Below are 14,093 nucleotides of genomic sequence, written 5' to 3' on the forward strand. Positions count from 1 at the left end.
CTCAGGCTGGCAACAATGTGACCACACCTCGGCTTTTGTCGGGAGCGGAAGTTCGATCGAGTACGCCGGAACTGTTTCCCACCCGTTGCTGACCTCCCGGTCCAGAGGCAAGATTCGTTCAGTTGACGTTCGACAAGGCTATCCGCTGGAGGTCATCTGAGAAGGGCTCCCCTCACCTGCCGCGATATCGCGCCCTGCTGTACCGGATAAGTCGAGGAAGGCTCAGCCGGCGCGACCGGCGCGCTTGACGAGCATGGCGATGAACGGCACGTCGTCACCCGAGATCGTGTCGATGAGGCCGTCGGCAATCCATTGCACGAGCTCCGGCAGGGGATCGCGTCCGCCACGCCAATATTCGGCGAGCACATCAGGGCGAGGCACGTGTACCCGGTTGCTGAAGCCTGCTTCGTGCAATGCCTTTGCATCGTCGGGGTGGAACATGTCGAGCTCGATCGAAACCGAGTTCGCCCTGCACGCTTTCAAAACCCCGACGAGATCGGCGTGGCGAGCGTGGGTGATGGCTTCGGTTCTGAGGTCCGGATGGCGCTCGACGGCATGCTTCAGCATCACATGGTCGAAACCGATGACAGTGACCAGGTCGAGATTACCCGTCGATCGCAGCAAGGCTGCCACCTGATCGACGGCGAAATCCGGGCGCTCCGCCTCCTTGATCTCGAGCACGACACCCATGTCATCCGCCTTCGCCCAATCGAGCGCCTCCGCCACGGTCGGAATCTGCGTTCCGGCGAAGGCGGGATGATACCAGCCCCCCGCATCCAATCTGCGGATCTGCTCGAGGCTGAGGTCTGCCGCAAAGCCGTGTCCGTTCGTTGTCCTGTCGACAGTCAGGTCGTGCAGGATGATCGGCTCACCGTCCGCGGTCAGCACGACGTCGATCTCGACCGTGGTCGCCCCTGCAGCCTTTGCCGCTTTCAACGCCAGCAACGTATTTTCCGGGTAATGGAGGCTGTAGCCGCGGTGGCCACAGACATGGACACGTCCCGCTTCGCGGGCAAGGAAGCTGAAAGCCATTTTCGATCTGACCCTCTACCGTGATTGCGCGACTTCTCGACCGCGCGCCCTGACTGTTTCGCGAACGATGAGCTCGACCGGCACGTAGACCGAAATCGGCGGCGCGTCGGGATCGGCGAGGCGCCGGTCGAGTATCGATACGACATCCCGGGCAATTCGCCGGGGATCTTGCCGCAGCGTGGTCAGACCGTAGGAAGACCATGCGGCGATGGGCACATCGTCAAAGCCGATGACCGAAACGTCGTCCGGCACGCGCAAGCCCGCACGACGAAAGTGGTCGAGCGTTCCGAACGCCATGAGATCATTCACACAAAAGACCGCGTCTGGCGCGGGCCCGCTCGCCAGCAGCTGTCGCGCCGCCTCCTGCCCGCCATCATAGTCGGCGAGGCCGGCCCGAACGATCTTCGCCTCGAACCCCGACGCCGTAGCAAATTGAGTGAAGGCGTGCTCGCGGGCGCGGAGGCAGGGACTCGGGTTCACCCTGTTGATCACGGCGAAACGGGAGGCGCCTGCCAGGCGGAGGGCCTCGAAGGCCTGCTGCGCTCCGTCCCTGTCATCACAATGCACGCTGTCGACGCCGGTCTCGGCCCGATTGATCAGGATCAGCGGCTGTCCATTTCGCCGGGTGAGCTCGACAAGGCTGGTCGGCGGCGAACCCGAGAGGAAGACGGTCGCCTCCGCTCGATAGCGTAGCAGCTGCCGGGTTGCATTTGCGACGTCCTCCGCAGTGGGGCCGATGCTGATGATCGCCGGCACGTTGGAGCGCTCGATCAAGGCCTGCGAGAGGGCCGCGATCATCTGGGCCCGGAATGGAGTATCGGCATCGGAGGTCACGAGACCGACCAGCCGGCTCCGGTTGGCGAGAAGCCCGCGCGCGAGATCGTTGACCTGATATCCGAGCGCCGCGGCTGCCTCGTGCACCCGCGCCAGCGTTGCTGGCGCGATGCTTGCGCCAGGAGTGAAGGCCCGCGAAACCGCCGACCGGGACACACCGGCAAGCTCGGCGACTGCGTGGGCGCTCACAAAGCGGCCTTGGTTGCTGTCTCTCGTATCCGACACCGCTCGACTCCGCTGGACATTCCCCAAAGCGCATTCATAATCGTGTTGCACAGCATTGCAACAATCAATGACGACACGATGCAAGCGTGTCGCGGCTGGGAGGGAAATCAGATGATTCACTGGAAAATCGGAACGGCTGCGCTTTTGAGCGCAGCATTGGCGGCCGGCAGTGCCGCCTTCCTTGCAGCAACGCCTCTGTTGGCGCAAGAAACCGTGAAGCTGGAACTCTGGTCACGCCAGGATCCATCAGGGCCGCTGCGCCCGGGCAATGTGGTCAAGGCTGCCGAGCGGTTGAACAAGGAGCTCGAGGCCGAGGGCTCCCCCAAGCGCGTCGAGGTTACCGTGCGCGAGAGCCCTGCCAAGGGCTTCGACGACGATGCACTACAGCTTCTCAAGGTGTTCGGCATCGGCGAAGGCCCCGATATGTTCATCGCCGCGCACGAATGGATCTGCGCCTTCCAGGAGGATGGCTTCGTTCTCAAGCTCGATGATTATATCGCAAAATACCCTCAGCACTTCGGCACGATCTTTCCGTCGCTCTGGTCATCGGCCAAATGTCCCGACGGCACCTATGCCATTCCGCAGGATGCCGAGGCGAGAATGTTCTTCTACAACAAGAAGCTCCTGCGCGAGGCCGGCTACGACGCCGCCTTCGTCGATGCCATGCCGCAGCGGGCGTTGGCGGGCGACCTGACGATGGATGAGGTGCTGGAGATCGCCAAGCAGGTCGTCGACAAGACGAAGGCGCAATACGGTGTGCTTCACCGGCCGAACAAGGGCCCGGATTACATCATGGTCTTTCAGGCCTACGGCAACGACTTCGTCGATCCGGCGACCGGCAAACTGCTGCTCGAGCGCGACAAGCTCGCTGCCGCTTTCGGCTGGTTCGAGCGCGGCGTGAAGGAAAAGGTCATCCCGGCCAATAACACGGCGATGGAATTCGATGCGCTGCGCAAGGAATTCTACACCGGCAACGCCGCATTCTGGATGTACGGCATCTGGGATCTCGGCAGCGTCGCGTTCCCGACCTACGGGCTGCCGCAGGACGAGAAGGCCTTCTTCGCGGATTGGGGCTGGATTACCGGGCCGGCACCTGAGAAGGGCGGCGCGCCGGTCAGTCTGACCCATCCGATCGTCTATGCGATCGCCGCCGACACGAAGGAGCCGGAACTCGCGGTCCGTCTGCTTGGTCACGCTTCAGCGGTCGATCTCAACACGGATCACGCGGTCACAACGACACATCTCGGAATCAAACCCGAGCAACTCCAGGACCCGCGCTATGCCAAGGCCTGGCCGCTCGCCAAGGCAACGGAACTGCTGAAGATCACCAAGTTCCTGCCCAACAACTCGCAGTTCGGCGAGCTCAACGGCATCATCTTCGCCGGAATTCAAGGCATAGAATCGGGGCGGCTGTCGGCGCAGCAAGCAGCCGATTTCGTCATCGAGGAGGCGTCTGCCACCCTCGAAGACGTGACCGTCAAATAGGTCCGAGCAGTTTCGCGACCGTCGACATGGCGCGCGCCGGTCGACGGTCGCGAGACGCCGTCCTTACGAGCCCAAACGATGACGACCATAGCAGATGAACTGACGATCGAGCGACGCGGCCATGCGAGGTCGGCGGCCCGCAGGCGCACCAACTTCGTGATCTTTCTCGGTCCCGCGATCATCCTCACGGTCCTCTTCTTCGTCGTCCCGGTGATCATCGATATCACCGTGTCGTTCACCGACCTCAGCCGCTCGCTCCGCATCAGCGAGTTCACCACAGAGCAGTACCAGAAGGTCTTTCGAACCGATCGCCGCTTGTCGCAGGTCATCGGACTGACCTTCATCTATGTCTTCGGCACGCTGGCGATCTTCAACGTGACCTTTGGCCTGATCCTCGCCATCACCACCACCGCGATCAGAAATGTGTCCGGCAGTTTCTTCCGCGGTGTGTGGCTGCTGCCGCGGATGAGTCCGTCTGTCCTTTACATCCTGCTCTGGCTGTGGGCGGTGAGCCCAACGGAAGCCGGCCTCGTAAACCAGGTGCTCATGCAGGCGTTCGGTCTCGACGCGCCGCTCGACCTTCTGACTTCGGCGCCGATTGCGCTCATCATCATCTCGAACGGCTTCATCGGCGCCTCGATGGGCATGATCATCTTCACCGCCGCGATCCGCGGGATCCCCGAGCACCTGTTCCACGCGGCGGCAGTGGACGGCGCGGGAACCCTTGCACAGGTCCGCTTTATCACACTGCCGGCGCTGCGTTGGCCGATCAGCTTCGTGACGATCTATCAGACTCTCTCGCTGCTGGTCAGCTTCGAGTACATCCTGCTCCTCACCAGGGGCGGTCCCTTCTACGACACCACCGTCTATGCGCTCTACGTGTACCGCCGCGCCTTCGAGAGCGGCCAATACGGCTACGGGGCCGCGCTGGCACTATTTCTCATCGTCATCGGCGTCGTCGTCGCCCTCATCGGCTGGCGCTTCTTCGACATGGAGCGCCTGCTGCAGCGCCCGCGTATCGAGGTGCATTGAGATGGTCGCACGGACAACGGTCGACTGGGATGCATTGGCAACGCGGGCGCGTGTCGCCCGGCGCAGCAGGGCGGTCGTTCTCTACGCCTTCCTGATCGCGGTGTCGCTGCCGATCATCCTTCCCTACTTCTGGCTCGTCACGATCGCCTTCTCGGCCAGGACCGGCGTTGCCGACACGGCGGTTCTGTGGCGCTCGATGGCCGTGGTCATCCCCACCGTCGTCGCCCTCTGGCTCGCTGCCGCGCTCGCGCAAAGCCGGCGCCAGTTATGGATGGGGCTTACCGCAGTCGCCGCGATCGCCGCCGTCGCCTTCGCCTTGCTGGTAGGCCCCGACCTGCACCTCGGGAATTTCATCTTCCTGTGGGAGCCGGACTTCGCCTCGGTCGTGCGATCGCGGATCGGGGAAGTGAAGGGAGCGGTCCAGTTTCCCAACGTCTGGCATGCCTTCGGCAACTCGATCCTGATCGCCGGCGCGCAGACGACGATCGTCGTCACCGTCGCCTCGTTGGCAGCCTATTACCTGTCACGCTTCCAGTTCCCCGGCCGCTCCTCGATGCTGCGCTCGCTTCTGGTGCTTCACGCCTTCCCCGTGCTGACGCTGATCGTGCCGATGTTCCTGATGCTTTACTGGATCGGGCTCCTCGACACGCTTTCCGGCGTCATAATCGTGCTTGTCGCCTTCGAGCTCCCATTTGCGATTTTTATCATGAAGGGCTTCTTCGATGCAGTGCCGTGGGACATCGAGATGAGCGCGCTGACCGACGGCGCTTCACGGCGGCAGGCATTCGTGAGCGTGGTTCTGCCGCAGGTGAGGAACGGTATTCTTGCGATCGCAGTCTTCACGTTCATCCGCGGCTGGGAAGAGTACATCTTCGTGTTCACGTTCCTGATCAGGAACAGCAATTGGACGATGAGCCTTTACATGTACTGGGTGCGCGATGATGTCATGGGCGTCGACTATGGCGTTGTTTCTGCAGTCGGCGTCTTCTACCTTGTCCCGAGCCTCATCCTTTACATGGGCGCGCAGCGCTATCTCATGCAGATGTCGATCGGCGGCGTGAAGGGCTGACGACGATGGCGAAGATTGAATTTCGTAACGTGGTCAAGCGCTTCGGTGCTGTCGAGGTGATCCCCGACATGAACCTCGTCATAGAGGACGGCGAGTTCGTCGCGCTGCTCGGCCCCTCCGGCTGCGGCAAGTCGACGAGCCTGTTCATGCTCGCCGGCATCTATCTTCCCAGCGGCGGCGAGCTCCTCTTCGACGGGCATGTCGTCAACGAGGTGGAGGCACGCGACCGCAATGTCGGCATTGTCTTTCAATCCTACGCGCTCTACCCGCACATGAGCGTGCGCGACAACATCCTGTTTCCACTGCGCTTCAAGAAAACCCCGCGCGACGAGGCCCTCACCCGGGTGAAGGCGGCCGCGAACCTCGTCCGGGTCGAGGAACTCCTCGACCGTCGCCCCAGCGAGCTTTCCGGCGGCCAGCAGCAGCGCGTCGCCCTCGCGCGCGCCCTGGTGAAGGAGCCGCAGTTGCTGCTCCTCGACGAGCCGCTCTCCAACCTCGATGCTTCGCTTCGTCTTTCGATGCGGACCGAGATCAAATCGCTGCACGCGCAGCTCGGCGTCACGACCGTGCTCGTCACGCATGATCAGATCGAGGCGACGACGATGGCCGACCGCATCATCTGCATGCGCGCCGGCCAGATCGAACAGGTCGGGACGCCGGACGACCTCTATCTCAAACCATCGAGCCTGTTCGTCGCCGGCTTTATTGGCTCACCGCCCATCAATCTTGTTGCCGGCAAAGCCGAAGGCGGCACGATCACCGTGGATGGCGTCAGATTCCCGGTTGAAGGCGCGTCGGGATCGGTGACTGTCGGGCTGAGGCCGGAGCACCTCAGATTTGGCAATACCGGCTTTGCCGGCCGCATCGCGCAGATCGAGCCGATGGGCCGCGAGATCCTTTATGTCGTCGAAACCGGCATGGGCGCCCTTCGCGTACTCGAACAGGGTTCCTCGGCCGGGCACTCGACAGGCGAAGAGGTAAGGATCGGTTTCCAGCCCGAGAATTCGCTCGTCTTCGAGACGGCGCAACAGAAGCTCGTCGCCGGCGCGCATGTCCGTGCACCCATTTGACAGAGTCGAGCGACAGTCGCCTGGAGCGGAAAGGACGCGCGGTGACAGCCTTTGATCCGAGCAACCGGACATCGACCACGCCGACGGCAGTCGAGGGTCCACATGGCCCTATCCGGCTCAAGTGGCACAAGCTGCGCACTGAGCTCGCCGAGGCGCCCTTCAAACGTTCCAATCTCGCCCTCGGCTGGCGGCTCGGCGCGAGTCTCGAGATCGACATACTCGCCGCCGCCGAAGGCCGTTTCGCAGTCCTCCACGATCCGACGCTCGGCCCCTCGACAACCGGGAACGGTCGCGTTCCGCGCATGCCGATCGCATCGATGAGAGGGCTTTTCCACCGCGATGCCGGGGGCGCCCCCGACCCCGATGCGCCGGTGCTATCGCTCGCCGAGCTGGTGGCTCCGCTGCGAAGCCTGCCGAGAGCGCCGTCGGCCAACCTTCAGCTCGACCTCAAGCTGCTCGAAGGACACACGCTTCCGGATTCGGCGGTCGCGGATGTGGCCGCCGCTGTCGCCGGGCTTTCGGATGCTATCGTCGTCGGATCGCATCATCTGAATGAGGCACGCCGCCTCGTCGCCGCCCTTCCTGGAGCTCGGCTCGGCTACGACCCGATGTTGGCGGTGTCCCGCCAACCTGCCCTGCGTGATCCGGAGCGGCTCCTGCGCCACATGGAACGGCACAGGACCGGCGTGAGCCTTGCCTATCTTCGCTTCGATGCCATTGTCGCTGCGGAAACCCGAGGCTTCCCGCTCGTTGCGCGCCTGTTGGACCTCGGGATCGAGACAGACGCCTGGACGGTCAATCCCGGCCCGGCCATCAGCGACGGCATCCTGCGTACGCTTATGGAGGCCAAAGTGCGCCAAGTCACGACGGATGCTCCGAGGGACATCTTCCGACAGATGCAGTCGCGTTGACGCCGATGCCTCGGTCGAGCCGATCCTATCGATTTTGGAGATGTGGATCACCCCAGCAGGGGAGCCTATCAAAGGTCGGGCCGGCCGTACCGGTCCCAATGACCGAGATTTTCGTCATGGCGCGAACCTCCTTCATCGGTCGTCACCGACATCCAAGCAACTGTCAGCGAGCACGTCGCGTCCCCATCGCCGACAGCATCGCGATGCAGCGGAGCTTGTCGTGGCTGAGGCCGATATCGGCGAGCGTGCGGTCATCGAGCTTCATCAAGCTTTCAAGTTCGCGGCGCATGCGAACCTCCTCGCGAATCCGAGTGAACCAACGCCTGTACGGCTTTCGCGGGAGCGCGGCGCCTCTCCGCATCCCGAAGCTGATTGCTGAACTGCTCATCGTGATGTTTCCCTATCTCGGTACGCCAAAATCACTCCGGCGGTGGCAAAAGGCCGATCGGTGCGTTCTCCTCGGGCGGCGCGTTCCGGTAGCCGTATCGCGCGCCCGACTTGAGCGGGGTCAGATATTCGATCGCCGGGCCGAGCACGTTGAACACCGTGAGGCGCGTCCACGCGGCAGGCACGGGGTCCGCGGGAGTTTGCATCGAGCATGGTTTCCTCCTTCTGATTGCCTCGGCTATGCGGGAGCGCGCGTCCACGCACCGATAAAAAGCGGCAGCATGATACGGGCCTCGCGGGCGAGGCAGTCCTTGCGCAGGCGCTCGCCCAGGGTGTCGATCCCCACTTCGGCCGCCGAGGCGATACCCACGCGTTCGATTGCCGGCAGGAGACTGCGTACGGTCTCGGCGATATAGTCGTAGACTGGCGATTGCAGCCCGCCTTCAGCGCGCCCGGCCACGATCGGTCAACGGCGCTACGGAATGATTTCAGGAGCGGAGAATCCGGTTACGGATGAAACAGAGCTAGAGCGCCACCGAGGCGGCCGCCCATCCGGCGGCGAACACTTGATCGCCGTGAGTTCGGCCAGGGCTGGGTTCGGTGTATCCCCGCCGAAGCCAATGGCCGGGGACCGTTACGGTTTTGGCGGTTGCGGCACCATGACGATGTGTGGTGTGGTCGGCCGGCGATCCGGCGGCACATGGTCCGGGACCGGGGCATCGTTCGGCGGCAGCGAACGAACAAAGCGGTGCATCGCGCGCAGATCATCCTCGGCGAACGCACGCACATTGAACCATGGCATGGGCGGCCGCGTCTCAAGCGTGCGCGCGTGGCGAACCCAGTCGTCCTCGCTCATCGTGGCGAGCAGCCTGCGCAGGTTCGAAGGATAGGTCGTGCCCCATGGCCCGCTGTAGCCGACCGCGTCGCCAATCAGCCATCGATCTTCCGGCACCTTGCCGGCGTTTGCCGTATAGCCGGGTGTATGACAGTCGTTGCAGCCGCCGATCGTCACAAGGTAACGGCCACGTTCGGTATCCGCCGTGCCGCCTGAGCCAGGGTCAACGAGCGCGGTTACGGCGGCAGCGGCCATGCCAAGCGTGGCGGTTCCAATCACAATAGGCCTCATCGCAGGCTCCTCCTCATCATGACCATTGAGAAGACGCGACCGAATCTCGGCGGGCGGCGTTACGAGATGATTTCAGGAAAGGAGGATCCGATTACGGATGAAACAAGGGCGGCCGCCCTGCCTTAACATCTGGGAGCAGTTCCAGGAAAAGTGTGTAACGGTTTTCCGTCCGGAATTGCGTAGTTTCAACGAGTTAGATCATTTCAGTGTTTCAATGAAACAATGAAATGATCTATTCAGCCTGATGCGAGCTGCCGAGCCAGACAGTCCGCCAGTGCCCGCGACAGCAGGGGCTTCTTGAGGACCTCGCTGATGCCGGTTGCCTGAAGTCGATCCGGCCGCAGCGTGTGGGTGTAGCCGGTCATCAGCACGATCGGGATGTCCGGGCGCAACGCACGGATCGCGTCCGCGAATTCGGTGCCTGTCATCTCCGCCATGACCTCATCCACGAGCACCAGGTCGAAGCGCGTCGGCTTGGTGCGGAATGCGGCGAGAGCGGCCAGGCCGCCGTCGAAGCCGACCGGCTCGTAACCGAGGGCCGCGAGCATCTCTTCGCCGAGAAGGACGAGCGGCTTCTCGTCATCGACGATAAGGATCGTCTCGCCTTGCCCGGTGCGCAATGGCGGCTCCGGGGGCCGATCCGCCTTCGGGGCGGCATCTTCTGTCCGCGGCAGATAGACCTCGAACGTGGCGCCTTCCCCCGGCCGACTCTTCACGTTGAGAGCGCCGCCGTGTCCGCCAACGATTCCGTGGACGGTGGAAAGCCCCAGCCCGGTGCCCTGCCCTGCCGGCTTGGTCGTGAAAAAGGGCTCGAAGATGCGCTCCAGGGCGGCCCGGTCGATGCCGCGTCCGGTATCCCTGACGGTGATGCGCACATAGCGCCTGGCAGGCAAACTGCCGTGGGATAGCTTCATGACGTTCTTGGCATCGACGGTATCGACAACGAGCGTCAGCGTGCCCCGCCCCTCCATGGCCTGCGCGGCATTGGCGCAGAGGTTCATGATCACCTGCTGCAACTCGGTTGCGTCGCCCATCACGGAGACGCCCTCGGCCTCAAGGCGCGTGCGTACCGCGAGCGTCGCTGGAAGGGAGGCCCGGACGAGGTCTATCGCCTCGGCAACCACGGGCACAATGCCGATCGGCCGAAGCTGCCGTTCTCGGCGCCGCCCGAAGGCAAGTACCTGCTCGATGACGTCCTGTGCCCGCTCTCCCGCCTTCATGATCTGCTCAAGATAGCGCCGTGCGCGCGACTCCTTTAGGAGCACCGCGAGCGCCATCTCGCTATAGCCGCGGATGGCGCCCAGAATATTGTTGAACTCATGCGCAATGCCACCGGCGAGGGTGCCGATCGCCTCGAGCCGCTGCGACTGGTAGAGACGGGCCTGAAGCGCCTCGCGCTCGGCTTCTCCCCGCTCGCGGGCGATTGCGTTGGCGAAGATCTCCGCTGCGGTTCTAATGAGCGCTATGTCGTCGTCCCGCCAATGTTTTTTCCCGGCGGTGGCTTCGAGGCCAAGCACGCCCAGAGGTTTGCCGGCAACACGCATCGGGATGGTCAGCCACGATCGGACGTGCCGCGCCATGAGCGAAGCTTTCTGCCGGCTGTCCGCCAAGGCCCCGACGTCGGGTACGCAGATGCATCCGTCAAGCTCATACCCCTCCGGTCTCCAGTTCAGGACGAGGTCGGCCACCTCGGTCGGCGGAGCATTCGCTGTGCCGAGAGCCTGTCGCCGGTACCAGTAGCTGCCGTCGAGGTCAGGTCCACCGTCGTCGACGACGATGATCTGCGCTCCGTCGAGGCCAGCAAATTCAACCAGCCGGGCAAGCGCTTCGCCAATTGCAGCACGGATTTCTTCCCGCGGCAGGTTGATGAAGTGCGTGGAGATGGAGGCGATCAGAGCCTCGAAGCCGAGCCGCTGTTTGAGCGTCTGCGCATTGGCCCTCAAGCGGACGAAGAGGTAGGCCACATAGGCGACCAAGGCGAGCGCAGCAACATAGAGCAGCCTCAGAAAGAGGTCGGCGCGTGCCGCGGCGCGCTCATAGGCAGCGAAATAGACATCCTGCAATGCCTGCGTCCGTCCGCTCGTCGGTGCGGATTGCACGCGCGCAACGAGATCGTCAACCGCCGGGAGCGCGGTAACGACGAGCCCGGCATGGGCGATCAGCGAGCGGACGTCCTCGGCAAGCGCCGCATCGACGGGCAGAGTAGCGATCCGATCGAGCGAACGCTCCACCTCCGCGGCCGCACCGGATTGCGGTGCATTCGTGAAGCGGAGCATCGCCGCCGTCAATGCGCCGATTTCGGCATTCAACTCTGTTCGCTGCCCAACGGTTGCGGCCGCCAGCCGACCGCTCAGGTGGTTGAAATACGCGAGCGAGTTCTGCAACACCGCATTTTGCGACTTGAAGATCTCGACAAGCGCCTCCTGATCGCGCACGGCGGCCGTGACCTCGGAAAGTTTCCGATCGATCTCCACCTTCGTCTCTCCGCGCGCGACCTCTCTGATGGCAGGCAGCGCGGCCGTCGCCGCCAGGAGGCTTTCCATGGACTGGACGAGCGGGTCATAGCTGCGCAGGAGCCCGGCCCGCGCGCGCAATACGTCGCGTTGGAGCGCCGCGCTGTGCAGAATGACCGTCTGCAGCGCATCCGCACGCTGGCGGTGCGGGGTGTCGGGAGCGAGGCCCTGAAACAGGAAATAGGTCAGGACGATGAAAAGGCCGGCGACAACCAGTGCCAGGGCGTGAAGCCGTCTCATTGCGGTGCCCGCTCGGCCTCGCCTGCCAACGAATGGCCTTCATGCTCGCCCGTCAGCGTGCCGAGGAACTTGACGATCAAGTCGACGTCGCGCTCGGCGATCTCGCGCCTAAGCTGGCTGCGCCCCATGATCTCGACCGCTTCTTGCAGCGACGCCGCATGCCCGTCATGGAAATAGGGCGCGGTGACAGCGACGTTGCGCAGGCTCGGAACGCGGAACACGTGGCGATCGCTCTCGACACCGGTCACTGTGAAGCGACCGAGATCACCGTCTGATGGGGGCTTGCCGTCGAACGGGTTTGCGAAGACACCGAACTTCTGGAACAGGTTGCCGCCTACGTTGACGCCCTGATGGCAGGCGGTGCAGCCGAAATCCTTGAATAGACGGTAGCCCTCTTCCTCCTCCGCCGAGATCGCACCGGCCTCGCCACGAAGATAGCGGTCGAAGCGCGCATCGGGCGTGACGAGCGAGCGCTGGTAGACGGCCAGCGCGTCAAGCACGTTTTCCCTGTCCGGCTGGGCGCGATAGGCCTCCGCGAAGGTTCTCAGGTAGTCGGCGTCAGTGCCGAGCTTGGCCAGGAGCTCCTCCCAGTTGGTGCCCATGAGTTGCGCATCGAGCAGCACCGCCGCGTTCTGCTCCTCGAGCGTGCGGAAATTGCCGCGCCAGTTGAGCCGGAAATTGAGCGCGACGTTGAAGACAGTGGGGGCGTTGAAATCAAGCAGCGCGCCGTTGGCGGCGACGGAGCGGGTGCGGCCGTCGTCGCCGCCCTCTGCGAGGATGTGGCAGGAGGCGCAGGCGACGACATCGCCATGCGATAGCCGAGGATCGTGGAACAGGCGCTCACCAAGCGCTGCTTTTGCCGCGTCAATGGGCTGCTCGGCCGGAATCGGAGCGATCGGTTCGTCTTCGGACGCGGCGAGCGCGCCTGCGACCACGATCGCGGAGCATAGCAATACTGCGAGGCAAAGCGGGAGCCCGGCATGAAGCATGTGAATCTGCGCTCGGCGCATCGGATCAGCCTCGGTACTTCGGCCTCCGACCTGCCGTTCACCAAACCGCCCAAATTTGGCGCTTTGATGAACGACGGGGTGGACGAGGGTAGGCAGACCGCTTGCAGATGGTCCAAATGCTGGCCGACGAAAACACCCACGATCCGGAAGGGCAAAAGCACGGAACGCCCGGTGCTGCGGCGATGAGGCATATCCTCGTGGTCGACGATGATCCGGCAATGCGCGCCATGATCGCCGACTACCTGAGGAGCCAGAACTTCACCGTCAGCCCGGTGGCGGACGGCGCAGGCATGTCGCGGGTGCTTCGTGGGGCCGCCGTGGACCTGATCATCCTTGACATGAAGCTTGCCCATGAGGACGGACTCGAACTCATGCGCTGGCTCGGCAGCCCGCCGGTGGCGCCAATCATCATCGTGACCGGCCACCGGCGAGACGAGGCGGATCGCGTCGTCGGCCTGGAACTCGGCGCCGATGACTACGTGACGAAGCCCTTCAGCCTGCGCGAGCTTCTAGCGCGCATCCGCGCCATCTTGCGTCGGTCGGAGGCGGCGGGCCGCCACCCGCGCGGCAAGGTCCGGGGCTACCGTTTCTCCGGTTGGGAACTCGACATGCGGACGCGGAGGCTCACGTCGTCCGCCGGCGAGACCCTGCCGCTGACAGCGGGGGAGTTCAACCTGCTGGTCGCCTTCCTGCGTTCCCCGCAGCAGGTCCTGAGCCGCGAGCAACTGCTTGCAGCAAGTCGCTTACACGACGAGGAGGTCTTCGACCGCAGCATCGACGTGCAGATCCTGCGCTTGCGACGCAAACTGGAGGCCAACCCGAGCGAGCCGAAGCTGATCGTGACGGAGCGGGGCACGGGCTACCTGTTCACAACGCCAGTGGACATGTTCTAAGGGTGCCGGACCCGTTATCGAGGCCAGGGCGGTTATACGAAGAGATCCGTCCGTGTCACGTATCAGAGCACCTTGCCCTTGGTGCGTGCGGCGATGCAGCGCGCAAGCAGCGCGGGCAGCCGAGCCGTCGATTGCGCCATTGCCTCCGCCGTCGACCACATGCAGCGCGCTAGGGCCAACCGCCTCCACGCATGCGAAATGACACCTCCTTAAGCCATTGCAACGATTGGAACTGCTGATATGTTTCCTATTTGTTCTCACCTCGC

General features: G+C 63.6%; 14 protein-coding genes. 6 read left to right on the forward strand and 8 right to left on the reverse strand.

What is annotated here, in order from left to right:
* Positions 1-222: 222 nt before the first annotated feature.
* Positions 223-1,032, reverse strand: a complete 810-nt coding sequence (locus QN222_RS06420) for a glycerophosphodiester phosphodiesterase family protein (protein ID WP_283961152.1) — start codon at positions 1,030-1,032, stop codon at positions 223-225.
* Positions 1,033-1,047: 15 nt separating this feature from the next.
* Positions 1,048-2,091 carry a LacI family DNA-binding transcriptional regulator gene (locus QN222_RS06425; RefSeq protein ID WP_283961153.1) on the reverse strand — a complete coding sequence of 348 codons (1,044 nt, stop codon included), beginning with the start codon at positions 2,089-2,091 and terminating at the stop codon, positions 1,048-1,050.
* 111 nt (positions 2,092-2,202) lie between these two features.
* Here QN222_RS06425 and QN222_RS06430 point away from each other — a divergent pair, with 111 nt between their 5' ends.
* From QN222_RS06430 to QN222_RS06450, 5 genes are all read left to right on the forward strand, one after another.
* Positions 2,203-3,576, forward strand: a complete 1,374-nt coding sequence (locus QN222_RS06430) for an extracellular solute-binding protein (RefSeq protein WP_283961154.1) — start codon at positions 2,203-2,205, stop codon at positions 3,574-3,576.
* A gap of 78 nt (positions 3,577-3,654) precedes the next feature.
* Positions 3,655-4,608 (forward strand): sugar ABC transporter permease, encoded by a 954-nt coding sequence (locus tag QN222_RS06435; RefSeq protein ID WP_283961155.1) that lies wholly within the window; start codon positions 3,655-3,657, stop codon positions 4,606-4,608.
* A 1-nt stretch (position 4,609) separates the two neighbouring features.
* Positions 4,610-5,677, forward strand: a complete 1,068-nt coding sequence (locus QN222_RS06440) for a carbohydrate ABC transporter permease (protein WP_283961156.1) — start codon at positions 4,610-4,612, stop codon at positions 5,675-5,677.
* 5 nt (positions 5,678-5,682) lie between these two features.
* Complete coding sequence (locus QN222_RS06445) at positions 5,683-6,747, forward strand: ABC transporter ATP-binding protein (RefSeq protein ID WP_283961157.1); 1,065 nt, start codon at positions 5,683-5,685, stop codon at positions 6,745-6,747.
* A 41-nt stretch (positions 6,748-6,788) separates the two neighbouring features.
* Complete coding sequence (locus QN222_RS06450) at positions 6,789-7,658, forward strand: hypothetical protein (protein WP_283961158.1); 870 nt, start codon at positions 6,789-6,791, stop codon at positions 7,656-7,658.
* A 163-nt stretch (positions 7,659-7,821) separates the two neighbouring features.
* Here the strand turns inward: QN222_RS06450 and QN222_RS06455 are convergent, their stop codons facing one another.
* The 6 genes from QN222_RS06455 to QN222_RS06480 all read right to left on the reverse strand — a co-directional run bounded on the left by QN222_RS06455 (position 7,822) and on the right by QN222_RS06480 (position 12,934).
* Positions 7,822-7,947: a DUF1127 domain-containing protein gene (locus QN222_RS06455; RefSeq protein ID WP_283961159.1), complete on the reverse strand. Its 126-nt coding sequence runs from the start codon at positions 7,945-7,947 to the stop codon at positions 7,822-7,824.
* Between the two features lie 130 nt (positions 7,948-8,077).
* Positions 8,078-8,251: a hypothetical protein gene (locus QN222_RS06460; RefSeq protein ID WP_283961160.1), complete on the reverse strand. Its 174-nt coding sequence runs from the start codon at positions 8,249-8,251 to the stop codon at positions 8,078-8,080.
* 32 nt (positions 8,252-8,283) lie between these two features.
* Positions 8,284-8,505, reverse strand: coding sequence for a hypothetical protein (locus tag QN222_RS06465; RefSeq protein WP_283961161.1), 222 nt, complete (start codon positions 8,503-8,505; stop codon positions 8,284-8,286).
* Between the two features lie 174 nt (positions 8,506-8,679).
* On the reverse strand, positions 8,680-9,171 hold the full coding sequence (locus QN222_RS06470) for a hypothetical protein (protein WP_283961162.1): 492 nt from the start codon (positions 9,169-9,171) through the stop codon (positions 8,680-8,682).
* A gap of 236 nt (positions 9,172-9,407) precedes the next feature.
* The gene (locus tag QN222_RS06475) at positions 9,408-11,924 is read right to left on the reverse strand and encodes a two-component system VirA-like sensor kinase (RefSeq protein ID WP_283961163.1); all 2,517 of its coding nucleotides are present in this window, start codon (positions 11,922-11,924) and stop codon (positions 9,408-9,410) included.
* Positions 11,921-12,934, reverse strand: coding sequence for a cytochrome-c peroxidase (locus QN222_RS06480; RefSeq protein WP_283961164.1), 1,014 nt, complete (start codon positions 12,932-12,934; stop codon positions 11,921-11,923). The genes QN222_RS06475 and QN222_RS06480 overlap by 4 nt, the downstream gene beginning before the upstream one ends.
* A 116-nt stretch (positions 12,935-13,050) precedes the next feature.
* On the opposite strand from QN222_RS06480, the gene QN222_RS06485 reads away from it, so the two are divergent.
* Positions 13,051-13,827, forward strand: a complete 777-nt coding sequence (locus tag QN222_RS06485; protein WP_283961165.1) for a response regulator — start codon at positions 13,051-13,053, stop codon at positions 13,825-13,827.
* Positions 13,828-14,093 lie beyond the last annotated feature (266 nt).

The organism is Sinorhizobium sp. 6-70 (genome assembly GCF_030124375.1).
Lineage (GTDB): Bacteria > Pseudomonadota > Alphaproteobacteria > Rhizobiales > Rhizobiaceae > Sinorhizobium.